The organism is Oceanibaculum pacificum (assembly GCF_001618175.1).
Classification (GTDB): Bacteria; Pseudomonadota; Alphaproteobacteria; order Oceanibaculales; family Oceanibaculaceae; genus Oceanibaculum; species Oceanibaculum pacificum.
Window position 1 is genome coordinate 20,155 of record NZ_LPXN01000002.1, and the last position, 26,433, is coordinate 46,587.

Annotated in this window: 18 protein-coding genes; 8 read left to right on the forward strand and 10 right to left on the reverse strand. The window is 65.7% G+C overall.

The genetic code is table 11. From position 1 onward, the window contains the following. Positions 1-79 precede the first annotated feature (79 nt). Together AUP43_RS01005 and AUP43_RS01010 are read left to right on the forward strand one after the other, a co-directional pair. On the forward strand, positions 80-2,470 hold the full coding sequence (locus AUP43_RS01005; protein WP_067551364.1) for a transketolase-like TK C-terminal-containing protein: 2,391 nt from the start codon (positions 80-82) through the stop codon (positions 2,468-2,470). A gap of 124 nt (positions 2,471-2,594) precedes the next feature. After that, positions 2,595-3,512: a DMT family transporter gene (locus AUP43_RS01010; protein ID WP_232314843.1), complete on the forward strand. Its 918-nt coding sequence runs from the start codon at positions 2,595-2,597 to the stop codon at positions 3,510-3,512. A 7-nt stretch (positions 3,513-3,519) separates the two neighbouring features. Here the strand turns inward: AUP43_RS01010 and AUP43_RS01015 are convergent, their stop codons facing one another. Continuing rightward, entirely contained in the window at positions 3,520-4,476 is a 957-nt protein-coding gene (locus tag AUP43_RS01015; RefSeq protein WP_067551367.1) for a M14 family metallopeptidase, read from the reverse strand. Between the two features lie 406 nt (positions 4,477-4,882). On the opposite strand from AUP43_RS01015, the gene AUP43_RS01020 reads away from it, so the two are divergent. Genes AUP43_RS01020 through AUP43_RS01040 form a run of 5 tightly spaced genes read left to right on the forward strand, consistent with a single transcriptional unit; the run spans position 4,883 to position 9,454 of the window. After that, complete coding sequence (locus tag AUP43_RS01020; RefSeq protein ID WP_067551370.1) at positions 4,883-5,641, forward strand: ABC transporter ATP-binding protein; 759 nt, start codon at positions 4,883-4,885, stop codon at positions 5,639-5,641. Beyond that, on the forward strand, positions 5,634-6,338 hold the full coding sequence (locus tag AUP43_RS01025) for an ABC transporter ATP-binding protein (protein ID WP_067551373.1): 705 nt from the start codon (positions 5,634-5,636) through the stop codon (positions 6,336-6,338). Before AUP43_RS01020 ends, AUP43_RS01025 begins: the two co-directional genes overlap by 8 nt. Before the next feature lie 18 nt (positions 6,339-6,356). Further along, a complete protein-coding gene (locus AUP43_RS01030) occupies positions 6,357-7,568 on the forward strand; it encodes an ABC transporter substrate-binding protein (RefSeq protein ID WP_067551375.1) in 1,212 nt (403 codons plus the stop codon). A gap of 37 nt (positions 7,569-7,605) precedes the next feature. Further along, positions 7,606-8,493 carry a branched-chain amino acid ABC transporter permease gene (locus AUP43_RS01035; protein WP_067551378.1) on the forward strand — a complete coding sequence of 296 codons (888 nt, stop codon included), beginning with the start codon at positions 7,606-7,608 and terminating at the stop codon, positions 8,491-8,493. Between the two features lie 13 nt (positions 8,494-8,506). Next, positions 8,507-9,454 (forward strand): branched-chain amino acid ABC transporter permease, encoded by a 948-nt coding sequence (locus tag AUP43_RS01040; RefSeq protein WP_067551381.1) that lies wholly within the window; start codon positions 8,507-8,509, stop codon positions 9,452-9,454. A gap of 71 nt (positions 9,455-9,525) precedes the next feature. Here AUP43_RS01040 and AUP43_RS01045 read toward each other — a convergent pair whose 3' ends face one another. After that, complete coding sequence (locus AUP43_RS01045) at positions 9,526-9,894, reverse strand: hypothetical protein (protein WP_067551384.1); 369 nt, start codon at positions 9,892-9,894, stop codon at positions 9,526-9,528. A 189-nt stretch (positions 9,895-10,083) separates the two neighbouring features. On the opposite strand from AUP43_RS01045, the gene AUP43_RS01050 reads away from it, so the two are divergent. After that, the gene (locus AUP43_RS01050; protein WP_067551387.1) at positions 10,084-10,278 is read left to right on the forward strand and encodes a hypothetical protein; all 195 of its coding nucleotides are present in this window, start codon (positions 10,084-10,086) and stop codon (positions 10,276-10,278) included. Here the strand turns inward: AUP43_RS01050 and AUP43_RS01055 are convergent. Genes AUP43_RS01055 through AUP43_RS01090 form a run of 8 tightly spaced genes read right to left on the reverse strand, consistent with a single transcriptional unit; the run spans position 10,275 to position 26,421 of the window. Beyond that, positions 10,275-10,607 (reverse strand): DUF2934 domain-containing protein, encoded by a 333-nt coding sequence (locus tag AUP43_RS01055; RefSeq protein ID WP_067551442.1) that lies wholly within the window; start codon positions 10,605-10,607, stop codon positions 10,275-10,277. The two genes, AUP43_RS01050 and AUP43_RS01055, sit on opposite strands and share 4 nt — an antisense overlap. 35 nt (positions 10,608-10,642) lie before the next feature. Further along, positions 10,643-13,144 carry a malto-oligosyltrehalose synthase gene (gene treY, locus AUP43_RS01060; protein WP_067551391.1) on the reverse strand — a complete coding sequence of 834 codons (2,502 nt, stop codon included), beginning with the start codon at positions 13,142-13,144 and terminating at the stop codon, positions 10,643-10,645. Then, positions 13,141-14,961, reverse strand: a complete 1,821-nt coding sequence (malQ, locus tag AUP43_RS01065) for a 4-alpha-glucanotransferase (RefSeq protein ID WP_067551394.1) — start codon at positions 14,959-14,961, stop codon at positions 13,141-13,143. The genes treY and malQ overlap by 4 nt, the downstream gene beginning before the upstream one ends. Then, entirely contained in the window at positions 14,958-16,778 is a 1,821-nt protein-coding gene (gene treZ / locus AUP43_RS01070; protein ID WP_067551397.1) for a malto-oligosyltrehalose trehalohydrolase, read from the reverse strand. The genes malQ and treZ overlap by 4 nt, the downstream gene beginning before the upstream one ends. Further along, complete coding sequence (gene glgX / locus AUP43_RS01075; protein ID WP_067551400.1) at positions 16,775-18,865, reverse strand: glycogen debranching protein GlgX; 2,091 nt, start codon at positions 18,863-18,865, stop codon at positions 16,775-16,777. The genes treZ and glgX overlap by 4 nt, the downstream gene beginning before the upstream one ends. A 19-nt stretch (positions 18,866-18,884) precedes the next feature. After that, positions 18,885-21,089 carry a 1,4-alpha-glucan branching protein GlgB gene (gene glgB / locus AUP43_RS01080; protein WP_067551403.1) on the reverse strand — a complete coding sequence of 735 codons (2,205 nt, stop codon included), beginning with the start codon at positions 21,087-21,089 and terminating at the stop codon, positions 18,885-18,887. Beyond that, the gene (gene treS, locus AUP43_RS01085) at positions 21,086-24,430 is read right to left on the reverse strand and encodes a maltose alpha-D-glucosyltransferase (protein ID WP_084462394.1); all 3,345 of its coding nucleotides are present in this window, start codon (positions 24,428-24,430) and stop codon (positions 21,086-21,088) included. The genes glgB and treS overlap by 4 nt, the downstream gene beginning before the upstream one ends. Beyond that, positions 24,427-26,421, reverse strand: coding sequence for an alpha-1,4-glucan--maltose-1-phosphate maltosyltransferase (locus AUP43_RS01090; protein ID WP_067551406.1), 1,995 nt, complete (start codon positions 26,419-26,421; stop codon positions 24,427-24,429). Before AUP43_RS01090 ends, treS begins: the two co-directional genes overlap by 4 nt. Between the last annotated feature and the right edge of the window lie 12 nt (positions 26,422-26,433).

The window sequence follows — 26,433 nt, forward strand, 5'->3', positions numbered from 1 at the left end:
TTGCTTGCGTCATGTCTGGCAATCTCTTGTCGGTTTCGCCATATTGCCGGGTATATCCAATACCTTTGGGAGATATCCAATGGCCGGCAAGGCGGAACTGACGCTGATCTCCAACGGTTCGCAGGATGAGCCGGCGGACAAGCTGGCCTATCTGAAGGCGCTGGAACGGCGGGTTCTATGGCTGTCCCATTGGATGATCCATAACGCCAACCATATCCGCCCCTCGCGCGACGGCTTGAAGGTTGGCGGCCACCAGGCCTCTTCCGCCTCGGTCGCCACCTTGATGACGGCGCTGTATTTCGACGTGCTGCGGCCGGAGGACCGGGTTGCGGTGAAGCCGCACGCCAGCCCGATCTATCATGCCATCCAGTATCTGATGGGCCGCCAGGACCGTGACGCGCTGGAGAATTTCCGCGCGCTGGGCGGCGCACAATCCTACCCGTCGCGCACCAAGGACAAGGACGAGGTGGATTTCTCCACCGGCTCGGTTGGCCTCGGCGTGGCGATGACCCTGTTCGGCTCGATCACCCAGGATTACGTGCGCCAGCACTTCCCGGAGAAGGATAGCGGCAAGGCCGGCCGGATGATCGCCATCATGGGCGACGCCGAGCTGGACGAGGGCAATATCTACGAGGCGCTGCTGGAAGGCTGGAAATACGACATCCGCAACACCTGGTGGGTGATCGATTATAACCGCCAGAGCCTGGACGGCGTGGTGAACGACCAGCTGTTCCAGAAGATCAAGGGCTTCTTCGCCGCCGTTGGCTGGAAGGTCGTGATGATCAAGTACGGCAAGCTGCAGGAGGAGGCGTTCAAGAAGCCCGGCGGCGAGGCGCTGCGCACCTGGATCGACGATTGCCCGAACGACCTTTACTCCGCCCTGGTGTTCAAGGGCCAGAACGGCGCGCCGGGCGGCTGGCGCAAGCGCATCCTGGCCGATCTGGCGGGCCATAACGGCATCCCGCAACTGCTGGCGGAATATGACGATGAAGGCCTGCACCAGTTGATGACCAATCTGGGCGGCAACGACATGGAAGCCGTGCGCGAGGGCTTCGCGCAGGCCGAAGACGACATGCCGCATTGCTTCATCGCCTACACCATCAAGGGCGCGCAAACGCCGCAGGCCGGCCATAAGGATAATCACGCCGGGCTGATGAGCGTCGAGCAGATGGAGAGCTTCAAGAAGCAGATGGGCATCGCCGACGGGGCCGAATGGGACCCGCTGGACGATCGCGACATGCCCGTCGCCAGCCTGCGCGAATTCATCGCCCAGGCTCCGTTCAACCAGCAGGGCAGCCGTATCAAGGACAGCGCACCGGTGCCGGTGCCGGCTGACTTCCCGACCGTCACGGCGGACAAGATATCCACCCAGGCCGCCTTCGGCACGATCCTGAACGCGCTGGGCAAGGGGCAGAGCGAGCTGGCCGGGCGCATCGTCTCGACCTCGCCGGACGTGACCGTCTCCACTAATCTCGGTCCCTGGGTGAACCAGCGCGGCCTGTTCAGCCGCCGCGCCCGCGACGACATCTTCCGCACGGAAAAGGTTGTCTCGGCGCAGAAATGGGCGCGCTCGCTCGCCGGCCAGCATATCGAGCTGGGCATCGCCGAGAATAACCTGTTCATCATGCTGGCGGCGCTGGGCCTGGCCGGGCCGCTGTTCGGCGAGAAGCTGCTGCCGGTCGGCACGCTGTACGATCCCTTTATCTCGCGCGGGCTGGATGCGTTGAACTATGCCTGCTACCAGGATGCCCGCTTCATGCTGGTCTCCACCCCGTCGGGCATCACGCTGGCGCCGGAGGGCGGGGCGCACCAGTCGATCTCCACGCCGCTGATCGGCATGGGCCAGCCGGGCCTGACCTATTACGAGCCGGCCTATGCCGACGAATTGGCGGCGATCATGCGCTGGGGCTTCGGCCACATGCAGGCGGCCGATGGCGGCTCGCTCTATCTGCGCCTCTCCACGCGGGCGCTGGAGCAGCCGCAGCGTGACGCCACGGAGGATTTCGCCGGGCAAGTCGTGGCCGGGGCCTATTGGCTGGTCGAGCCGGCGGCGGACTCCGAGGTGGCGCTGGTCTATTGCGGCGCCATCGCGCCGGAGGTTATGGAGGCGCACGCCGCGCTGGCCGAGGACATGCCGGGCCTGGGCATCCTGGCCGTCACCTCGCCGGACCGGCTCTATACCGATTGGAACAGGCAGACCGAAGCCCGCCGCAAGGGCCAGTCGATAGCGCCGACGCATCTCGATCGGCTGCTGGCGCAGGCCCCGGCGGCCTCGCTGGTCACGGTGCATGACAGCCATCCGGCGTCGCTGTCCTGGATCGGCGCGGCGGCGGGACGCCCGGTGCAGTCGCTCGGCGTCACCAAGTTCGGCCAGTCCGCCGACCTGCAGGATCTCTATCGCGCCTACGGGCTGGATGCCGACGCGATCATCGATTCCGTCGCCGCCGCCTGCCTTGGCCGGCTGAATTGATCCGCTCTTCGCTGGCGGTTCTGGAAGGGCCGGAAAGGCAGCCCTGCGCGGTTAACGCTTGTCTCCCAACCCGGAAGGGCGGAGTAAAGCAGGCTTAAGGGCTCCGCCTTCCAAGAGGGCTTCAGTGGAATTGCAAACCTCGACCAAGGGCGCCGGGCTGTTGTTCGGCAATGCCTACCTGCTGCTCGTGCTGACCACGCTGATGTGGGGCGGCAATGCCGTGGCGGGGCGGATTGCCGTTGGCGAGATCTCGCCGATGCTGCTGACCGGCATTCGCTGGATTGGGGTGGTGATCCTGCTGGCGATTTTCGCCCGCCGCACGGTGATCGCCGAATGGCCGGTGCTGCGCCGGCATCTGCCGTTCCTGATGGCGATGGGGGCGCTGGGCTTCACCGGCTTCAACGCGCTGTTCTATCTGTCGGCCTATACGACCAGCGCGATCAATATCGGCATCATCCAGGGGGCTATTCCGATATTCGTGCTGATTGGCGCCTATATCGCCTATCGCACGCCGGTCACGCTGGTGCAGGTCATCGGCGCGGCGCTGACCATGATCGGCGTGGCGCTGGTGGCGACGCGCGGCGAGATCGCCCATGCCCAGGCGCTGCGCATCAATGAGGGCGACTTGCTGATGGTGATCGCCTGCGCGCTCTATGCCGGCTACACGGTGGCGTTGCGCAAGCGGCCGGCGGTGTCCGGCTTGGCGATGTTCTCGGTGATGGCGGTGGCGGCGCTGCTGACCTCGCTGCCGCTGGTGGCGATCGAGGCGGCGATGGGCGATTTCCGCGCGCCCACCCCGACTGGCTGGGCCGTGCTGGCCTTCGTGGTGCTGTTCCCGTCCTTCCTGTCGCAGATATTCTTCCTGCGCAGCGTGCAACTGGTCGGGCCGGGACGGGCCGGCCTGTTCGTCAATCTGGTGCCGATCTTCGCCGCCATCCTGGCGGTGCTGGTGCTGGGCGAGCTGTTCCAGCTCTACCACGCCCTGGCGCTGGGGCTAGTGCTGGGCGGCATCTGGCTGGCAGAGCGCCGCCGCAGCGCTTGAAGCGGCGTCAGCCGATCCGCTTGCACAGCCGCAGCTTGCGGGTGCCGACCCCCTGCTTGTAGCTGGGCATCATCAGCAGGCAATCGTCATGCGGCGTCACGATGGTCTCGTCGCCATCCCGGGCGATGGGAGTGCCGGCCTTGGCGATGACCTCCATGCCGATATATTCCTCGGCGAACTGGAAATCGTCGGTCTTGGCGGTGATGCCGCCGGTTACTTCCCACATCGCCGCCTTGGGCGGGTTCTTGGCTTCCGGCGACAGGTTGCGGTCAATGACCGAGGGGTCGACCGCGCCGGTCACCCGCAGGAAATGCATCGCCGTATCCATCGCCACCCGGCCGCTGGAGGCGGCCCAATGCTGGCCGCATTCCACCAGCAGCGCCACCTTGTCGTTCTTCGGGTCGTTGAAGGGGGTATATTCGATGATGCGTCGGCCGACGATATGGCCGGAGCCGCACATGATGTAGGCCGGGAAATTCACCTGGGCGGCGAAATCGCGCTCCTTCTCCAACCCGTGGCAGATCATCAGCGGCTCGGAATAGGTGCTGAGCGAGTGGATATCGAGCAGTAAATCGACCGAATCGAAGAATGGCCGCAATTCCCGCGCCCGGCGCAGCTCCACCGTATTCTCCGGCCCGTCCAGTCGTTCCTCGACCCAGACGCGGTTGAAGTCCTCTTCCACGAAGCGCGAATCGTTCGGCTTGGCCGGGTCGAACCGGCCGAACGCCGCATGGTTCACGAAGGCGAAGCTGAGCTTGCCCTTGACCGGCCGCACGCCCTGCTTCAACAGCGCGTCCAGCGCGATGGCCCCGCAAATCTCGTTGCCGTGGGTCAGCGCATTGATCGCCACATGCGGGCCCGGCACGCCGCTGTCGAAGCTGGTGACGAACTCGATGCCGGTATTGCCCTTGCGATAGGGTTCGATATCCGGGGCGGTCAGCTCGACCGGGTAGCTCTGGGCCATGGGGCGATCCTCAGCAGGCGGAAAGTTGAGAGACGGAAAAACAACTTTGCCGGTTATAGACGCCCAGCCCCGCCTCCGCCAACCCGGCTTTCCGATAAGAATTCTGCATAAGGGCTTTCTTATGCGCGCCTTGCGTCTTGTGCAGGGCTGCCATCTTGGATAGGGTCTATGCAGAAAAAGAATGCGAACGGGGAATTCACGTCGTCAGATCCCGGAAAACCGGGACATCCCAGCAGGCTGAAGCAGGACGAACCCGCTTGTGCGGGCAGTCTCCCTACATCCTGGCCGGGCAGCGTGCGTTTTCCGTTCGAAGAAGCAAGAGCCGGTCTTTCCTAAAGCCGTGGAACCAACCGCGGCGCCCCGAATCGTGCGGGCGGAAGGGCGGCGTGTCAGGGAGCGGAACGGTATGGCGTCTGGCGAATTCGTCCTGGAGACGGAAGGCCTCAGCAAGGAATTCAAGGGTTTCTTCGCGGTGCGCGACGTCAGCTTGCGCGTGCGCAAGGGCGATATCCACGCCCTGATAGGCCCCAATGGCGCGGGCAAGACCACGGTCTTCAACCTGCTGACCAAATTCCTGACCCCGACGGCCGGGCGCATTCTCTACAAGGGCGAGGAGATCACCAAGACCGGCCCGGCGGATATTGCGCGCAAGGGCATGGTGCGCTCGTTCCAGATCTCGGCGGTCTTCCCGCATCTGTCGCTGCTGGAGAATGTGCGCATCGCCCTGCAGCGCGAATTGGGCACCTCCTTCCATTTCTGGAAATCGGACGACAGCCTGTCGGCGCTGAACGACCGGGCGATGGCGCTGCTGGAGGCGGTGGGCCTGACAGAGTTTCGCAACCATACCGCCGGCGACCTGCCCTATGGCCGCAAGCGGGCGCTGGAGATCGCCATGGCGCTGGCCTGCGAGCCGCGCCTGCTGCTGCTCGACGAGCCGACGGCCGGCATGACGCATGAGGATATCGTGCGCATCACCGACCTGATCGGCCGGGTGTCGGAAAACCGCACCGTGCTGATGGTCGAGCATAATCTCAGCGTCGTCTCCAACCTGTCGAATGTCATCACCGTCTTGCAGCGCGGCGAGATATTGGCCGAGGGGCCCTATGAAGAGGTATCGAAAATGCCCGAGGTGATCAGCGCCTATCTGGGGACCGGTCATGGCTGAGGCGCTTCTGAAGGTCGCCGGCCTGCACGCCTTCTACGGCGAATCGCATATTCTGCACGGCATGGATTTCGAGATTCGCCAGGGCGAGGTGGCCACGCTGCTGGGCCGCAATGGCGCCGGCAAGACGACGACGCTGCGCGCCATCATGGGCATTGTCGGTCAGCGACAGGGTTCGGTTTCCTTCGAGGGGACGGAAACCATCGGCCTGACCTCGAACAAGATCGCCAAGATGGGCATCGCCTATTGCCCGGAGGAACGCGGCATCTTCGCCAGCCTCAACGTCGAGGAGAATCTGCTGCTGCCGCCGGTGGTGAAGCCGGGCGGCATGCCGGTCGAGGAAATCTTCGAGCTGTTTCCGAATTTGAAGACCCGGCTGTACAGCCAGGGCACCAAGCTGTCCGGCGGCGAGCAGCAGATGCTGGCGATTGGCCGCATCCTGCGCACCGGAGCCAATCTGCTGCTGCTGGACGAGCCGACCGAGGGCTTGGCCCCGGTGATCGTGCAGCAAATCGGCGCGGTGATCCGCAAGCTGAAGGAGAAGGGGCTGACGATCCTGCTGGTGGAACAGAATTTCCACTTCGCGGCGACCGTCGCCGACCGGCACTACATCGTCGAACATGGCAGGGTGATCGACATGATCCCGAATGCCGAAGCCGAGGCAAACCTCGGCAAATTGCACACCTATCTAGGTGTTTGATAACAAAGGGAGGTTACCATGAAGCAGAGTACAGCGTTGCTTGCAGGCGTCGCCGTGTTGGCGCTTTCGACCGGCTCGGCCCTGGCGCAGGTGTCCGACGATGTGGTGAAGATCGGCGTGCTGAACGACCAGTCCGGCACCTATGCCGACCTGGCCGGCCCCGGCTCCACCCTGGCCGCGCAGATGGCGGTCGATGATTTCGGCGGCACCGTGCTCGGCAAGAAGATCCAGGTGGTCTTCGCCGACCATCAGAACAAGCCGGATGTCGGCGCCAGCATCGTCAATCGCTGGATCGACGCCGAGCAGGTCGATGTCGTGGTCGACGTGCCGACCTCCTCTGTGGCGCTGGCGGTGCAGGAGATCACCAACAAGAAGGGCAAGGTGCATCTGAACTCCACCGCCGCCACCTCCGACCTGACGGGCAAGGCCTGCTCGCCGACCGGCATCCACTGGACCTACTCCACCACGGCGCTGGCCAACGGCACCGGCAAGGCGGTCGTGGCCCAGGGCGGCAAGAGCTGGTTCTTCCTGACCGCCGACTATGCCTTCGGCCATGCGCTGGAGCGCGACGTCTCCAAGGTGGTGAAGGAGGCCGGCGGCGAGGTGAAGGGCGTGGTGCGCCATCCCTTCCCGAACCAGGATTTCTCCTCCTTCCTGCTGCAGGCGCAGGCCTCTGGCGCGCAGGTCATCGGCCTCGCCAATGCGGGCGCCGACACCATCAACTCGATCAAGCAGGCGTCGGAGTTCGGCATCACCCAGGCCGGGCAGAAGCTCGCCGGCCTGCTGGTCTTCCTGTCGGACATCCACAGCCTGGGCCTGCAGACCGCGCAGGGCCTGCAGCTGACCACCGGCTTCTATTGGGACATGGACGAGGAGACCCGCGCCTGGTCGAAGAAGTTCGCCGCCAAGCATAATGGCGCCATGCCCACCATGGCCCAGGCCGGCGTCTATTCCGCCGTCGCGCATTATCTGAAGGCGATCAAGGAAGCCGGCACCGACGATGGCAAGAAGGTCGTGGACAAGATGAAGGAGCTGCCGGTGAAGGATTTCTTCGCCCGCAATGCCAAGATCCGTGCCGATGGCCGCATGGTGCACGACATGTATCTGGTCGAGGTGAAGAAGCCGTCCGAGTCGAAGGGCCCCTACGATTACTACAAGGTGCTGCGCACCATCCCGGGCGACGAGGCCTATGGGCCGTTGAGCACCGACTGCCCGAGCGCCAAGGGCTAACCAGGTCTTTGTGACCGGATCGACGGGGATTTAGGGGATGTTCGAACTGCTCGGCATACCGCCGCAGGTTCTGTTCGGCCAGCTGTTGCTGGGGCTCATCAACGGGGCGTTCTACGCCACGTTGAGCTTGGGCCTGGCGCTTATTTTCGGCCTGCTGAACATCATCAACTTCACGCATGGGGCGCAGTACATGATGGGCGCGTTCGTCGCCTATCTGCTGCTCAACCTGCTGGGCATCGGCTATTGGCCGTCGCTGTTCCTAGCCCCAATCCTCGTCGGTCTCGTCGGCATCGTTCTGGAAAAGACGATGCTCAGCCGGCTCTACAAGCTGGACCATTTGTACGGGCTGCTGCTGACCTTCGGCCTCGCGCTGCTGATCGAAGGCGCGTTCCGGCAGATGTACGGCGTATCCGGGCTGCCCTATCCGATCCCGGATGTGTTGAAGGGCGGGCAGAATCTGGGCTTCATGTTCCTGCCGAACTACCGGGCCTGGGTCGTGGTTGCCTCGCTGCTCATCTGTTTCGCCACCTGGTTCCTGATCGAACGCACCAAGCTCGGCTCCTACCTGCGGGCGGCGACCGAAAATCCGGCGCTGGTCCAGGCTTTCGGCATCAATGTGCCGCGCATGATCACGCTGACCTACGGCTTCGGCGTGGCGCTGGCGGGCTTCGCCGGCGTGCTGGCCGCGCCGATCTATTCGGTGAACCCGCTGATGGGTTCGAACCTCATCGTCGTCGTCTTCGCGGTGGTGGTGATCGGCGGCATGGGCTCGATCCTGGGGGCGATCCTCACCGGCTTCGGGCTGGGGTTGGTCGAGGGGTTGACCAAGGTGTTCTATCCGGAAGCCTCGAACACGGTGATCTTCATCATCATGGCGATCGTGCTGGTATTGAAGCCGGCCGGCCTGTTCGGCCGGGCGCGCTGAGGGGGATGGCAGCATGATCCGTATCATTAGCCTCGTCGCCCTGATTATCATCGCCCTGGTGGCGCCGTTCTTCTTCTATCCCGTATTCCTGATGAAGGCGCTGTGTTTCGCGCTGTTCGCCTGCGCCTTCAATCTGCTCTTGGGCTATGTCGGACTGCTGTCCTTCGGGCATGCCGCCTTCCTGGGCTCGGCCGCCTATGTCACCGGCCATTCGATGAAGGTGCTGGGCCTGCCGCCGGAGCTGAGCATCCTGGCCGGCACCGGGGCCGCGGCCCTGCTGGGCCTGGGCTTCGGCTGGCTGGCCATCCGCCGTCAGGGCATCTATTTCGCCATGATCACGCTGGCGCTGTCGCAGATGGTGTTCTTCTTTGCCCTGCAGGCGCCCTTCACCGGCGGCGAGGACGGCATCCAGGCAATCCCGCGCGGCTATCTGCTGGGCTTCATCGATCTGAACAACCAGCTCACCCTGTATTATTTCGTGCTGGCGATGTTCGTGTTCGGCTGGCTGGTGATCTATCGCACCATTCATTCGCCCTTCGGCCAGGTGTTGAAGGCGATCCGCGAGAACGAGCCGCGCGCCATCTCTCTGGGCTACCGCACCGACCAGTACAAGCTGATGGCCTTCGTGCTGTCGGCCGCGCTGTCGGGCATGGCGGGGGCAACCAAGACCCTGGTGTTCCAGCTCGCCTCGCTGACCGATGTGCATTGGCACATGTCGGGCGAGGTGGTGCTGATGACGCTGCTGGGCGGCATGGGGACGGTGTTCGGACCGGTGGTCGGCGCGTTCCTGGTGGTGACGATCCAGAATTATCTGGCGCAACTCGGCTCCTGGGTCACCATCATCCAGGGCGGCATCTTCGTGGTCTGCGTGCTGCTGTTCCGCCGCGGCATCGTCGGCGAGGCAATGGCGCTGGCGCGCAAGCTGCGCAAGAAGCCGGAGAAGGAAGACGCCGTCTCCTGAGGCGTCCCACCGTAGCGGACAAGAAAAAGCCCCGGCCGTCTGGCCGGGGCTTTCCTGTTGCCGGGCGCCGCTTACTTGGTGCGGCTGCTTGGCTGGCTGGGCTTCGGATCGATATTCTTACCGCTATCCGGGGCCGGATTGGCGGCGCTGTTCGGGTTGGTGCTCTTCGGCGCGCCATCGCTGACGCCGCCGGTGGTGCCCGGAGTGCTGGTATCCGGAACGCTGCCGGTGGAGCGGTTCATCGTACCGCTACTGCCGCTATTCGAGGTTGCCCCCGTGCTGGTGTTCTGATCCGGCTTGGCATCGCTGGTGCCGCCGCTCTGGGTCGGCAATTTGCTGTCGGCATGCGCCATGCCGATACCGCCGATGCCGAGGGTGAGAACGCCAGCCACCAAAGCGGCGGGCAGGAAACCAGTCTTGGTCCAATTCCTCATGATCATCGGTTTATCCTTTCCTTGTTGTCCAACTGACTTTGTTAAGTCGGTGTCACATAGGTAGAACAAAAAGGCAGGATAACTGTTCCGTCATGAATTTATCTCATTGATCGATTGGTCTTTGATTATAGATAGCCGAGGAACAGAACCACGCCCTCCTTGTTATATTTTATCTTTCCGTGAAGGAGGCGGCGAATGTTCGATTCTTTTCCCTGGGGCATTGTCACGATCGGCGGCCCGATCCTGCTGGGGCTGATCTTGGCCTATAGCATGTTCCGCTATCGCAAGCGTGACCGTCGGCTGGACGCGCAGACCGAGCGGGCCACCACCGAGCTCTACAAGCAGACCGAACGCGAGGCCCCCGATGGCGGGGAACCGCGCCCCCGCTAAATATTTTCCGGCTTTTTCCGGCCATCTCGCCGGGGGGTGCGCCGGGGAGCGCGTTGGGGCGGGCGGCTTTCCTCGCCCTGATCGGCCAAGCCCGGAAAGTCGCCCTGGTTTTCCAGCGCCTCGGGCGGCTCGACCGGCTGTGCGCGCTTCGCCCGCGTGCCGGCGGGGCGCGGCTTGGTGGCGGTGTGCTGATTATCCTCGATGGCGGCTAATTCACGCGCCTGCTCCCAATGCGCCTCGGCCCGGCCTTCGGGGCGGCCTTCCGCTTCCCATAGCCGGTAGGCATGCTCGCGGATGCGGCGTTCCGTGTCTTCGCTCTGCTGTGCCATGATCCCTCCAATGGCGATGCGGATGAAATCGAACCTCACCCTGTCGGCTTTGTTCCCCCCGGCTCTGTCGCCAGCGTTTGCACCGGAAACTCTGCCAGTAACGGGCCCAGCGCCACCCGCGCCGGCAGCACTTTGCCGCCCAGGGTCACCAGCCCGGCCATCGGCAGTTCGATCTCCGTGCCGTCCAGCGCTTCCGGTCGCAGCAGCGGAACCGGCTGGCCACCCAGCAGCGATAGCGGCAGGCGTGGAACGATGGTGACGCAGCATTCGGCGCCCGCGCGCCGTGCGAAGGCGACGATATGCTCGGCCATCGGCCCCAGCGCGAAGAGAGGCTCGTAGCTGCCGTCGCGAAACAGCGCCTCCTGGCGGCGACGCAGATCGAGCAGCCGGGCAAGCAGCCGGAATTTCGGCAGCCCCTGCCGCCACTGCGCAATCGTCAGTTCGCCCGGTTCGGCCAGCAGGGCGGCGCGCTGGTCGAAATCGACCGGCCGCCGGTTATCTGGATCGACCAGGCTAAGATCAGGCAGTTCGGTGCCCTGATAGATGTCCGGCACGCCCGGCAGGGTCAGCTTCAGCGCGGTCTGCGCCAGGCTGTTCACGAAGCCGCCGGCCAGCACCGGCTGGAAGCAGCGTTCCAGGTCGCGCAGCAAATCCTGGCGCTGCACCGCCAGGATGCCGCGCACGAAGCCGCCAACCGATTCCTCGAACGCGTGGTTCGGCGCGGTCCAGCTTGTGCGCTGCTTGGCCTCGCGCAGCGCCTTCACGATGAACTCTTCCAGCCGTTCGGCAAGGTCCGACAGCGCGCTGGCATCGCGTACATCCAGATCGGCGGGCCAGATGCCGAGCAGCGACTGGTAGAGCAGCCATTCCACATCCGCCCCGGGGCTTTCGCCATCGGGCAGCGCGCGGCGTAAGTCGGCGGTGGCTTCGTGCCAGCGCGCCACGTCGGCGCGCCAGAGTGTCGGCATCTCGCTCAACACCGCGATGCGGGCGCGGGTATCCTCGCCGCGCTTGGTGTCATGGGTGGAGGTGGCGGACAGAGCGTGCGGCCAAGCCGCCCGGCGCTGCCGCAGGGCGGCGTGGAAATCGGCGACCGAGATGCCGAAGCGGCTTGGCTCCGCCCCCACCTCGTTCAACGCCAGCAGCCGGTTGAAGCGGTAGAACACGGTATCCTCCACCGCCTTCGCCATGACCGGGCCGGTCGCCTGCTGAAAGCGGCGGATGAAGCCGGTGCGATCCGCGCTGTCGGCGGGGGAATCCAGCAGCAGACCGGCGATGAAATCCAGCACGCGGCCATCCTCCGCCTCGCGCGCCGTCTTGGCCTGGCGCACCGCCTGGTCGATCAGCGCCCGGTCGCCGGGAGAGGCACCGTGGGCATCGACATAGGTGCGGTAGACCGGCAGATGGGCGGCAATTTCGATGATCGCCCGGCGCAGCGCGTCGCGGCCGAAATCGCGGCTGGCCACATCGGCTTCCGCCAGCCGGGCGGCCAGGGCGATCAACCCGCGCAGTTCGCCGGCCAGGTTGACGGTGAAAATCCGTCTCTTGGCCTCCACCACATGCTGGCGATAGGCGGTTCGGTCGCCGGCGAAACCGCGCCAGGCCTGGTCCAGCACCGCGCGGTTGCGGCTGTCGATCTGCAAGGCGGTCAGCAGGAAGCCGATCTCGTAGCCGGTGGTGCCGTCCGTCGCCCAGTCGGCGGGCAGTTCCTCCTCCTCGCCCAGTATTTTCTCGATCACGACATAGGGGCGGCGGGGGGCGGCCGTGGCGCGCAGCGTGTCGAGATAGGCCTTGGGGTCGGCCAGCCCGTCGACATGATCGATGCGCAACCCGTCGACCGTGCCGTCGGCCACCAGTTGCAGCGCCAGCCGGTGCACGGCGTCGAACACCGGCCTGTCCTCGACACGCACGCCGACCAGTTCGGATATTTCGAAGAAGCGGCGATAGGTCAGCGCCTCACGCGCCAGCCGCCAATAGGCCAGCCGCCAATGCTGCGCCTCATGTATGTCATGCACCCCGCCCAGCGCCTCTGTGCCGGGGGCGAGCGGGAGGGCGGTGTCGTAATACAGCAGCACCGGCTGGCCGTCGCGTTCGCCCAGGGTCAGCTTGCCCTCGGCGACGGCCTCGCCATAGGGCTCTCCCAGGATCGGCAGCAGCAGCTTGTCGGCGGCCCAGTCGATATCGAAATGTCGCGCATAAGCGCTGTCGCGGCCGTGCCGCAGCACATCGCGCCACCAGGGATTCTGCACCGAGGCGGCCATATGGTTCGGCACGATGTCGAGCAGCAGGCCGATGCCGTGGCGCTTAAGCGCGGCCGACAGCGCGGTAAAGCCGTCCTCGCCCCCCAGCACCGCATCGAAGCGGCCATGGTCGGTGACGTCGTAGCCATGCGTCGATCCCTCCGTCGCCGCGAAGATCGGCGAGGCATAGAGATGGCTGACGCCCAAATCGGCGAGGTAAGGCGCCAGCCGCGCCGCGCGGTGGAAATCCATGCCGTCGCGAAATTGCAGGCGGTAGGTGGCGCGCGGTGTGGTCATGAATGACGCGGCCTTTCATGGGCGATGGCGTCGGTCGCGGTGCGGAAGATCGGGTGTTCGCCCAACGCCTCCAGCGTGACCGGCAGGCGGCGTTGCCAGTTCGGATATTCGCGTACCGTGCCCGGCAGGTTCACCTGCTCCACCACGCCAAGAAGGTCTTCCATCTGGGCGACGAACAGCCGGCTCGGCGTGCGCGCCATGAGACGGTGGAAGGCGGTGGCCAGCACGGTGCCGTCATCCTCCGGCGGGATGTCGGGCAGGCCCTCGGCTGCCAGCAGGCTCTGCGCCTCCTGGCGGTGGCGCGCCCGCTCCTGCCGTGTCGCTTCCGCCGCCTCGGCGCTCAGATGGCCCAGAATTTCGCGCCGGTCGATGTCGCAGCCATTCCACCAGCCGGGCAAGGTGGCGGTGTCGTGGCTGCCGATGCAGGCCAGCGATTCACGCGGATAGCGGGCGGGCGGCACAAAGCCCTGCCCGTCGCGTTCGAAATAGAAGACACGGTATCCCAGGATGTTCGCCTGGCTCATCAAGGTGCGGAAGCCTTCCGGTACGATGCCCAGATCCTCGCCGATGACGATGGATTTGCAGGCCTGGGAGGCGGTCGCCAGGGTCCGCACCAGCGCCTCCATCGGGTAGAGCGCATAGACGCCGTCGTCGGCGCTGCGGCCGGTCGGCACCCAGAACAGCCGGTGCAGGCTCATCGCATGGTCGATGCGCAGCGCGCCGGCATGCTGGAAGGCCGCCTCGTAGGCCCGCTGCAACGGCACGAAGTCGCGCCGCGCCAGCTCCGCTGGAGATAGTGGGGCGAGGCCCCATTTCTGGCCATGCGCATTGAACATGTCCGGCGGGGAGCCGATCTCCGCCCCGACCACGGTGAGCGTTGGATCGGCCCAAGTGGCCGAGCCGTCCGGCGCGATGCCGACGGCGTAATCGAGATACAGGCCGATGCGCATGCCTGCCGCTTCCGCCCGGCTGGCGGCGTCGCGAAGCTGGCGGTCGGCGATCCATTGCAGCCACAGCTCGAAATCCACCTCGCGCGCCCGGTCGCGCCGGAAGGCGGCGACGGTGAGGCTGTCGGGACTGCGATACTCCTCCGGCCAGCCATGCCAGCCGGCGCCGTGCCCTTGGCTCGCCATCGCCAGGCTCAGCGCCTGGAACAGCGCATGGGCCTCCAGTGCCGCGCCGTGGAACGCGCGAAAGCGATCCAGGTCCGGATCGTCCGGCCTGCGCTCGAACAGCCGGCGCAGGATGGCGCGCTTGGCGGGCACAAGGGCGGTATAATCGATCATCTCGCCCGCGCGCAGGCGCTCCAGCAGGGCGGCATCGGCATCCTCCGGCCGGAAGCCGGGAACCCGGTCGATGGCGATATAGGCGGAATTCAGGAAGCGCCGATGCGCGGGATAGAACGGGCTCTGCCGGCCGGGATCGGCGGCGAACAGGTCGTGCAGCGGGTTCACTCCCAGGAAATCCGCGCCCAGCGGCCCCAGCAATTCAGCCAACCGGGCCAGATCCTCGAAATCGCCGATGCCACAATTGCGCGCCGAGCGCAGCGCATAGAGCTGGCAGGAGACGCCCCAGCAGCGCCCGTCGCGCAGGAAGTCCGGCAGATAGCAGGCAATGTCGCTCGGCACCCGCATCGCCAGCGCGTCGAGATGCGGCAGGTGCGAGAGTTCCCCGGGGTCGGCGGGATCGACGCCCAGCGCCCGCAACAGCTCGATCACCGCCGCGTCGGGGGCGACCACCGGCTGGCCGTGAAAATCGATATAGCGGCGCTGCAGCCCGTGGGCGGCGGCCAGCCGGTCGAGCGGGCCGCCGGTCATGCCGGCGCCTTGCGCAGAGTGACGGCGAGGCTATAGCCGGGCAGGCTACCCCCCAGGATCGATGTCAGCACCCCGTCGCCGCTGCCATAGAGCAGGGTGGCGCCTTCCTCCGCCAGCGGACAGGAAATCGAGCGTTCCCCCAGATTGGCGAGCAGGCGCAGCAAAGCGCCGTCTCCCAACTGCCAGGTCACCTCGAAGGCGCGCTCGCCCAGGCGCTGGCCGGTCGCCCGCATCGCCAGCATGTCGGTCAGGCGCGGGGCGATGTGATGGTGGCGCAGCGCCAGCAGCCGGCTGTAAAAATTCTGCCGCGCCTCGCCTGCCGCGCTATCGGCCAGCCCCCAGTCCAGGCGGCAGGAGTCGAAGGTGGACAGGGCGTTGGGATCGGGAATTTCGTCGCGGGAGAAAGCGGTGAAGGCGGCGAATTCCCGTCGTCGCCCCTCGCGCACCGCGTCCGCCAGCGGGCCATGAAAATCGGTGAAGAACAGGAAGGGGCGGGTCTCGCCATACTCCTCGCCCATATAGAGCAAGGGCACCTGCGGATTCAGCAGGTGGATGGCGGCCAGGATATCCAGCAGTCGCGGATCGCTCAGCAGTGTCAGCCGCTCGCCAAAGGCGCGGTTGCCGATCTGGTCGTGATTCTGCAGGAAGGTCACGAAGGCGGTCGGCGGCTGGCCATTGCTGGCCACGCCGCGCGGCTTGCCGTCCCAGGGGCCGTAGGGTTCGCCCTGGAAGGCGAAGCCCTCGGTCAACGCGCGCAGCAGATGGCCCACCGGATCGGCCGCGAAATCGCTGTAATAGCCCTGTTCCTCGCCGCTCGCGGTGACATGGGCGGCATGGTGGAAATCATCATTCCACTCGGCGGTGAACAGCACCGGCCGGTTCTCGGCGTCGCGCGGATGCAGGCGCACGATGTTTCGCTCATCCTCCGTCGCCAGATGGATGTGGCGGTTGGGAAAGGTCTGGCGGATCGACGCCGCCATCTCCTCCAGGATCAGGATATCGGCCTGATCGGCGATCTGGTCGATGGCGTCGAAGCGCAGCCCATCCAGCCGGTATTCCTCCAGCCAATAGAGCGGATTTTCAACGAAGAAGGAGCGCACGGCCGGCTGCTCGAAGCGGATCGTCGGGCCCCAGGGCGTGTGCTGCTTGGGGTCGAAGAAAGCAGGCGCGTAGCTGTGGATATAATTCCCGTCCGGCCCGAAATGATTATAGACCACGTCCAGGAACACCATCATCCCGCGCTCATGCGCGGCATCGACCAGGCGCTTCAGCCCTTCCATGCCGCCATAGGCGCGGTGCGGGCAATAGAGCAGCACCCCATCATAGCCCCAGCCGCGTTCGCCGGAGAATTGCGCGACCGGCATCAGCTCCACGGCCGTGACGCCGAGGCGCGCCAGATAATCCAGCCGGCGCTGCACGCCGTCGAAATCGCCGGTCTGGCTGAACGCGCCGACATGCAGCTCGTAGATCACCGTCTCCTCCCACGGCCGGCCGCGCCAGTCCGGGGTGCGCCAGCGATAGGCGGTGGGATCGACCAGCCGGCTCATGCCATGCACGTCGCCAGCCTGGGCGCGGGCGGCGGGGTCGGGCACGCAGGTGCCGTCCGGCAGCACGAAGCCATATTCCATGCCGGCCGTCAGACCGTCCGCCTGCACCTCGAACCAGCCCATTTCTGTGCGCTGCATCGGCAAATCCGCGCCGCCGCTGAGGCGCAGTGACAGACGCTCGGCATCCGGCGCCCAAAGGCGGAAACGCGCGCCGCCATCGGCGAACAGCTCGGCGCCCCAGCTCTTGCGAAAGGCAAAGCCGCCGCTCATGCCGGCTCGCCCTCCAGCAGCAGCAGCGCGCGGCCCGGCAAAGGCAGCATCGCCCCCGGCGGCAGCGGCTCCTCGGCCGGGGCCTCGTCGGGGTCGGTATTCATGAGCAGCCGCCAGCGGGCGGCGGTCTTTTCGTGCGGTAGCTGGAAATCCACCGCTTCGTGAAAGGCGTTCAGCAGGATCAGCATGGCGCTGCCCTCGGCGTCGCATTGCAGCAGCCCCAGCACCTTCACAATGGGGTCGAGCCAGTCGGCATCGGTCATCTCGTTGCCGTCGGGTTTCAGCCACACCACCTCGCGATTACCCTGGTCGCCAATCTCGTGGCCATGCAGGAAATGCGGCCGCCGCAGATGCGGGTAGCGCTTGCGCAGCGCCACGGCCATATGGGCGAATTCCAGGAATTTGGTCTCGGCCGGGTCCAGCCCTTCCCATTGCAGCCAGTTCATCTCGGAATCCTGGCAGTAGGAATTATTGTTGCCGCCCTGGCTGCGGCCGATCTCGTCGCCCATCAGGATCATCGGCGTGCCTTGCGAGAACAGCAGCGTGGCCAGCGCGTTGCGCCGCATGCGGGCGCGCAGCTCCAGGATTTCGGGATCGTCAGTCGGCCCCTCGACGCCGCAATTCCAGCTTCGGTTATCGTCGTGGCCGTCGCGATTCTCCTCGCCATTCGCCTCATTGTGCTTGCTGTCGTAAGCGTACAGGTCAGCCAGGGTGAAGCCGTCATGCGCGGTAATGAAATTCACGCTGGCCCAGGGCCGCCGGCCGGCATGCTCGAACATCTCGGCCCAGCCCAACAGGCCGCGCGCCATGTCGGGCGCGGTGCCGTCGATGCCGCGCCAGAACGAGCGCACCGTGTCGCGATAGGCGCCGTTCCATTCCGCCCAACCTGGCGGAAACTGGCCCAGCCGGTAGCCGTCCGGCCCGATGTCCCAGGGCTCGGCGATCAGTTTCACGCGTGACAGGACGGGATCCTGGCGGATCGCGTCGAAAAAGACGGAGTTGCGGTCGAACTGGTCGCGCTCCCGCCCCAGCGCGGTGGCGAGGTCGAAGCGGAAGCCGTCGACATGGCAGGCCTCGACCCAGTAGCGCAGCGAATCCATGACCATCTGCAACACCCGACCATTGCGCAGATTCAGCGTGTTGCCGCAGCCGGTGGTGTCGAAATAATAGCGCGGATCGTCGCCCAGAATGTAGTAGCTGGCATTGTCGATGCCGCGGAAGGACAGGGTGGGGCCGTCCTGATTGCCCTCGGCGGTGTGGTTGTAGACCACGTCCAGCAGCACCTCGATGCCGGCCGCGTGCAGCTTGCGGACCATCAGCTTGAATTCGTGAATGTCGCTGCCGGGCGAGATATAGCGCGTGGCCGGGGCGAAGAAGCCGATGGTGTTGTAGCCCCAGTAATTGGTGAGATTCTTCTCGACCAGATAGCGGTCGTCGTAGAAAGCCTGCACCGGCAGCAGCTCGATCGCGGTGACGCCCAGCTTCACCAGATGGTCGATGGCGCGCGGGTCGGCCAGGCCGGCGAAACTGCCGCGCAGCTGCTCCGGCACGTCGGGATGGCGCGCGGTCATGCCCTTTACATGCGCCTCATAGACGATGGTCTTGGCCCAGGGCGTGCGCGGCGCAATATCCTTGCCCCAGGTGAAGGCAGGATCGACCACCATGCATTTCGGCATGACCGACGCGGAATCCCGCCGGTCGAACGACAAATCGCCGCGCGACGAACCGATGCGATAGCCGAAACAGGCATCGTGCCAGCGCAGATCGCCATGCAGCGCCTTGGCGTAGGGGTCGATCAGCAGCTTGTTCGGATTGAAGCGGTGGCCGGCCTTGGGCTCATAAGGGCCGTATACCCGGTAGCCATAGAGCTGCCCCGGCCGGATATCCGGGAAATAGCCGTGCCAGACCTCATGCGTGTTCTCCGGCAAGGCGACCCGCCGCACCTCGCGCTTTCCCTTGGGATCGAACAGGCACAGCTCCACCTTTTCGGCATGGGCGCTGAACAGGGCGAAATTCACCCCCGCCCCATCCCAGGTGGCGCCGAGCGGGTAGGGCAGGCCGGGCTTTATCGACAGGTCGGACATCATGGTCTCTCTGGCGTGAGGCCTAGCGCTCGGGAGCGAGCACCAGGGTGGCGAGCGGCGGCAGGGTCAGCGCGACGGAATGCGGACGGCCGTGCCAGGGCGTGGGCTCGGCGGTCAGCGCGCCATTGCCGACGCCGGAGCCGCCATAGACGCCATCGTCGGTATTCAGCCTTTCCACCCAGCGGCCGCCCTGCGGCAGTCCGATGCGGTAGTCGCGCCGCACCGTGGGGGTGAAGTTGCAGACGACCACGACTGGCGGATCGCCCGGCCGGCCATTGCGCTGATAGATGAAGATGCTGGATTGGGCGTCGGCGGCGTCGATCCACGCGAAGCCTTCGGGCTGGCAATCCAGCGCGTGCAGCGCCGGCTCGCCCCGATACAGATGGTTCAGCGTGCGGATCAGGTCGCGCATGCCGGCATGGAAGGGATCGGCCAGCAGGTGCCAGTCCAGCGGCAGGTCGTGGTTCCATTCGTGCGGCTGCGCGAATTCCCCGCCCATGAACAGCAGCTTCTTGCCCGGATGAGTCCACATGAAGCCGAAATAGGCGCGCAGATTGGCGAATTTCTGCCATTGGTCGCCCGGCATGCGGCCGATCAGCGAGCCCTTGCCATGCACCACTTCGTCATGGCTGAGCGGCAGGATGAAATTCTCGGAAAAGGCGTAGATCAACCCGAAGGTGAGCTGGTCGTGATGGTGCTGGCGATGGATCGGATCGCGCCCGACATAGTCGAGCGTGTCGTGCATCCAGCCCATGTTCCATTTATAGCCGAAGCCCAGCCCGCCGCTGTGCCCGTCCGCGCCCACCGGTTGCGAGACGCCGGGCCAGGCGGTCGATTCCTCGGCGATGGAGATCGCCCCCGGATGATCGCCATACAGCTCCACATTCAGCATGCGCAGAAACTCGACCGCGTCAAGGTTCTCCCGGCCGCCCTGGGCATTCGGCACCCATTCACCAGCCTCGCGGCTATAATCGAGATAGAGCATGGAAGCGACCGCATCCACGCGCAGCGCGTCGACATGGTACTGCTCCAGCCAGAACAGCGCATTGGCGCGCAGGAAGTTCGCCACCTCGCGCCGGCCGAAATTATAGATCAGCGTGTTCCAGTCGCGGTGCAGCCCCTGGCGTGGGTCGGCATGCTCGTACAGCGCCGTGCCGTCGAAGCGGGCAAGGCCGTGCGCGTCGGACGGGAAATGGGCGGGCACCCAGTCGACGATCACGCCGATGCCGGCCTGGTGGCAGCGATCGACCAGATAGGCGAAGCCCTCGGGCGGGCCGAACCGGCGGGTCGGGGCGAACAACCCGATCGGCTGGTAGCCCCAGGAGCCGGTGAACGGATGCTCGCTGATCGGCAGCAGCTCGATATGGGTGAAGCCGAGATCGCCGGCATAGGCGATCAGCGCGTCCGCCGCTTCCTCATAGGACATCAGCCCGCCATCGGCGCGCCGCCGCCAGGAGCCGAGATGCACCTCGTAAATCGAGATCGGCGCGGTGCGGTCCTGCCGCTCGTGGCGCGCTTCCATCCAGGCCTGGTCGCCCCATTCGTAGCGCGGCAGGCCATGCACGACGGAGGCGGTCGCCGGCGGCATCTGGGCGGCGAAACCCACCGGGTCGGCCTTCAGCGGCAGCATTTCGCCATTCGGGCCAAGCAGCTCGTATTTATACAGCGCGCCCTCCCCGACGCCAGGGACGAACAAGTCCCAGACGCCAATGCTGGGGTGCCGGCGCATCGGATGGCGGCGGCCGTCCCAATCGTTGAAGTCGCCGACCACGCTGACCCGCGTGGCGTTGGGCGCCCAGACCGCGAAATGCGTGCCCTCCACCCCGTCAAGAAGGGTGGGGTGCGCGCCTAGCCGCTCATAGAGCCGGCGATGGCGGCCCTCGGCCAGCAGGTGCCGGTCCAGATCGCCGAAGCGGCTGGGAAAGCGATAGACATCCTCTTCCTGCCAGTCGGCCGGACCGGCGGTGAAACGCAGCCGGTAGGGTGTCTCCTCCGGCAGCAGCCCCTCGAAGAAGCCGCCTTCGTGCCGACGCAGCAGGCTGGCGAGCGGCGCGCCGGTGGTGGGGTCGAAGGCTTCCGCCGTCTCCGCGCCGGGGCGGATGACGCGCAAGGCGATGCCGCGCTCGGTGCGATGCGGCCCCAATATCGCGAAGGGATCGGGGTGACGCGCCTGCATCAGCGCCGTTACGGCCGTGTCGTCCAGCCGCCAGCCCTGGGCGGCGCTCATGACCCGCCCTCCTGCAGCAGGTCGAGCGCGCCTTGCAGCGGGATCGATATCCAATCCGGCCGGTTGGCGGCCTCATAGCCGATCTCGTAGAATGCCTTTTGCAGCAGGAACAGCGTCAGCAGGGCTTTCCGGTCCTGCTCGGTGTCCGGTTGGTTGGACGCATCGGCGAGGCCGGCGCGATAGCCGTCCAGGAAGTCGGCGACCGCCTTGGCGCGCCATTCCAGCGCCAGCTTGTCGACCGGGCTGTCGCTTCCATCTCCCGTTCCGGTCAGATCAGGAAAGCGCTCGCGAAGACGGGCGCTGACGGTGCGCGCCAGATAATCGAAGGAGCGCAGCATGCCGGCCACATCGCGCAGGGGAGAGGATTTCGCGCGCCGCTCCTCCAGGCCGCGGCGCGGCTCGCCCTCGAAATCGATGATGAACACATCCTGCTGCACGATCAGCGTTTGGCCCAGATGGTAATCGCCATGCAGCCGGGACTTCATGCCGCTGGGTTGCAGGGCGCGGATCGCGTCCAGCTTCAGCTCCACGGCCGGACGAAAATCGACCAGCCGGTCGATCATCGCCTGCACCGCCGGGGGCTGGCCTGGGCGCAGCCGTTCCAGCGCTTCCAGCGCGCCGTCGAATTGGCGCTGCGCATCGGCTGCCCAATCGGCGATATCCCCGGCGGTCAGCGGCTCGCAGCGGAAGGCGGGGTCGTCTGTCTCGGCGGCGAAGGCGCGATGCATCTCGCCAGTGCGCAGGCCCAGCGTACGGGCAAGGTCGAGCGGATAAGCGAAGGTCTCCGGGCCATCGACCGGCTGCGCTTCCCAGGCCCCAGCCAGGGCGCGATCCTCCAGCGTGCGCATCAAGGCATCGAGGAAAGCGCCCCACAGATCACCCTGATTCTGCACATAGGCGAAGGCGGTGGCCAGCACCGTCTCTTCCTCGCCATCGTGCCAGCTAACCTGGCCCAGATAAGCGGGGGTATTGGCAAAGCCGGCCTGCTCGCTGAGGAAGCGGGCGACCTCGACCTCCGGCTGATTGCCGGCGCGCAGGCGGCGGTAGAGCTTCAGCAGCGCCTTGTCGCCCAACGCCACCGAGACGTTGCTCTGCTCCAGCAGCAAGGGCCGTACCGGCTCCAACGTCTCGATCGCCGCCAGCGCGGCACTGCCCTTAAAGCGCAGCGATCCGCTCTCCAGCGTCACCGTGTCGCCGGCGCGCATGCGCTGCGCCAGCGAGAGGGCGAAACGCTCGTCAAAGGCGGCGTCGACCAGCGCGCCCAGCACCCGGCCGCGCCGCACGCGGGCCAGGGTATAGGACAGCTTCGGCGCGCCGAACTGCACATTCTCCTCGCCCCACAAGGCGGTAAGCGGCAGCAGATAGCGGGCATCGCCAAGCTGCACCAGGGCGAGCAAGGTTTCCTCATCCAGCGTCGCCAGGGGCGCGATGGTCACCGTGTCCACGGGCGCGTCCTTGCCGCCGAACCAGCGTTGGCGTTGCAGGAACTGGGGCAGAACATCGCGCTCAAGCTGACGCTGCTCGCGCCCGCGCAGCACATTGGCAAGGCCATCCGGGGCGGTGAGGGTGATGAATTCCGGCAGCGGATCGGGCGGCAGCACATGCCAGGACGGCACTTCCTGTTCCGACGCCAGCAGGAACCAGAAGAAGCCGTGCGCCGGCAGGGTCAGCAGATAGGGCAGGTCGCCGACTGGTGGGAAAGGTTGCTGGCCTAGCAGCTCGATCGGCACGCAGCCGCGATAGGCCGACAGATCCAGCTCCACCGCCTGGGCCGAGCGCGAGAGGTTCGCCACGCACAGGATGGTCTCCCCCTCATGCTGGCGCACATAGGCCAGCACCCGGCGGTTGCGCGGATAGAGCAAAGTGAAGCTGCCGCGCCCGAAGGAATCGTGCTGCTTGCGCACCGCGATCATCCGGCGCACCCAGTTCAGCAGCGAGGAGGGCTCGGCCTGCTGCGCCTCCACATTCACGGTCTGGTAGCCATAGACCGGGTCCATGATGGCGGGCAGATAGAGCTGTTGCGGGTTGGCGCGCGAGAAGCCGCCATTGCGGTCGGCCGACCATTGCATCGGCGTGCGCACGCCGTCGCGGTCGCCGAGATAGAAATTATCGCCCATGCCCAGCTCGTCGCCGTAATACAGCACCGGCGTGCCGGGCATGGAGAGCAGCAGCCCGTTCATCAGCTCGATCTTGCGCCGGTCATTCTGCATCAGCGGCGCGAGCCGTCGGCGGATGCCCAGATTGATGCGCGCGCGCGTGTCGGCGGCATAGGTGTTCCAGAGATAGTCCCGCTCCCGGTCGGTCACCATCTCCAGCGTCAGCTCGTCATGGTTACGCAGGAAGATCGCCCATTGGCAATTTTCGGGAATCTCCGGCGTCTGGCGCATGATGTCGGTGATGGGGTGCCGGTCCTCCTGCGCCACCGCCATGTACATGCGCGGCATCAGGGGAAAGTGGAACGCCATGTGGCATTCGTCGCCCTCGCCGAAATAGGGCGCGGTGTCCTCCGGCCACTGGTTGGCCTCGGCCAGCAGCAGCCGGTCGCCATAGCCATCGTCCAGCGCCGCCCGGATCTTCTTCAGGATGTCGTGGGTCTCGGGCAAATTCTCGTTATTCGTGCCCTCGCGCTCGGCGAGATAGGGGATGGCGTCCAGGCGCAGCCCGTCCACCCCCATCTCCAGCCAGAAGCGCATGACGCGGATTACCTCCTCCAGCACGCGCGGATTGGCGAAATTCAGGTCCGGCTGGTGCGAATAGAAGCGGTGCCAGAAGAATTGCCCGGCCTCCGGATCCCAGGTCCAGTTCGACTTCTCGGTGTCCAGGAAGATGATTCGGGTGCCGCTGTAGCGCGCATCCGAATCGCTCCAGACATAGAAATCCCGCGCCGCCGAACCCGGCTTCGCCTTGCGGGCGCGCTGGAACCAGGGGTGCTGGTCGGATGTGTGGTTGATCACCAGCTCGGTGATGACGCTGATCCCGCGCCGGTGCGCCTCGGCAATGAAGCGCTTCACGTCGCGCATCTCGCCATAGGAGGGGTTGATACGACGATAGTCGGAAATGTCGTAGCCATCGTCGCGCAATGGCGAAGGGTAGAAGGGCAGCAGCCAGATCGCGGTGACGCCAAGCTGCTCGACATAATCCAGCCGGCTCATCAGCCCGGCGAAGTCGCCGACGCCGTCGCCGCTGGCGTCCTGGAACGCCTTGATGTGGAGCTGGTAGACGATGGCGTCCTTGTACCAATCGTGCCGATGCAGCCGGGCCGGACCGCCGCGCGGCTGCGAGCGCTGATCTTCCTGGCGCTCTGCGGCATTGGGAAGGACGGCATTGGGGAGGATCGTCATCGTGCCGCTCCGATCAGGCGCCAGGCCATATAGGGGCGCTGTTGGGGGTCGATATGCATGTGCTGGATTTTGCCGTTCCAGGCGAAGCGCTCGCCGGTAACAAGGTCTTCCACCGCGATGCTGGCCTCGTCGGGCAGGCCGAATTCCCACAAGGGCACCTCGAAATGGCCGGCTTGCGGATTGACCGGGTCGAGATTCACCGCGAAGAGCAGGAAATTGGACAGATCGTCCGTGCGCTTGCCGTAATAGAGGATCGAATCGTTCCAGACATTGTAGAATTCCAGCCCGGTCAGGCGCTGCAAGGCGGGGTTTGCCTGCCGCAGCGCGTTGACGAAAGCGATGTCGGCGCGGATATGCCCCGGCTGCTCCCAATCCCACGCCCGGATCTCGTATTTCTCCGAATTTAGATATTCTTCCTTGCCGGGCATGGGTTCCGCCTCGCACAGCTCGAAGCCGTTATACAGGCCGTAGCTGGCACCCAGCGTGGCGGCCAGGAACAGCCGCGTCTGGAAGCCGGGCCGCCCGCTGGTCTGCAGGTAGCGCGGGTTGATGTCCGGCGTGTTGGCGAAGAAGTTCGGTCGCATATAGTGGCGGCATTCCTCGCGCGTCAGCTCGGTCAGATACTCCGTCAGCTCGCGCTTGGTGTTGCGCCAGGTGAAGTAGGAATAGGATTGCGTGAAGCCGGCCTTGGCCAGCCGCTTCATCATCTTCGGCCGGGTGAACGCCTCCGACAGGAAGATGGCTTCCGGGTGCTGCCGGCGCACATCGGCGATCATCCATTCCCAGAAGGGCAGCGGCTTGGTGTGCGGATTGTCGACCCGGAAGATCGACACGCCATGGCCGATCCAGAACAGCACCACGTCGCGCAGCGCGTACCACAGCTCCGGGAACGCCCCGCCGTAGAAATGGACATTGACGATATCCTCGTACTTCTTCGGCGGGTTTTCGGCATATTTTATGGTGCCGTCGGGCCGCCAGTCGAACCATTCCGGGTGCTGCTTGATCCAGGGATGGTCCGGCGCGCATTGGATGGCGAAATCCAGCGCGATCTCCAGCCCATGCCGTTTCGCCGCCGTGACCAGCCGGTGGAAATCCTTGAAGCTGCCCAGCTCCGGATGGATTGCATCATGCCCGCCCTCGGCCGCGCCGATGGCGTAGGGGCTGCCCGGATCGTCGGGGGCGGGCGTCAGGCTGTTGTTGCGGCCCTTGCGGTTCTTCCGGCCGATCGGGTGGATCGGCGGGAAGTACAGCACATCGAAGCCCAGCGACTGCACATAGGGCAGGCGCTCGATCACATCGTCGAAGGTGCCGTGGCGGGCCGGATCGCCGGATTGCGAGCGCGGCATCAACTCGTACCATGCGCCGAAGGCTGCCCGGACGCGCTCAACCTCGACGATCAGCACCTTCTCGTAGGTTGTGGGATGCCCGCGCAGGCCGCAGCGTGCCATCAGCGCGGCCAGTTCGTCGCTCATCAGCACCGCGAGCAAATCACCCTCGGCCGGGGTCTCGCCCAGCTCCGCCAGCAGCGCGCGCAGGCGGGTCTTATCCGCGGCGGTCGCACGGTCGGATTCATCATGGGTGCGGCGGAGTAGGTCATGGCCCTCGGCCAAGTCGACGGCGACGGACTGGCCGGCCTCGCGCTTCCGGCCGGTATCGCGCCGCCAGCCGGCGAACAAATCGCGCCAGCCGACCAGGGTAAATTCGTGCGGCCCCACCGCCTCGAAGCGGATGCGGCCGCGCCAGCGATCATTGTCGAACAGCCGCATCGGCGTCTGTTGCCAGCGGCGCGCACCCTGGGGCCGATAGAGCAGGGCGGCATCCAGCGGGTCATGACCGTCGCTGAAAATATCCGCTTCCACCACGAAGCTTTCCGGGAGGGTGATCTTGGCCGGGAAGCGTCCGCCATCGATTTCCGGGTCGACCCCTTCGATGGCGATGCGGTCCAGGGCGTGGCGTTTCAGCCATGGATCTTGCACGTTTCGCGCTGTCATCACTCTCCCGCT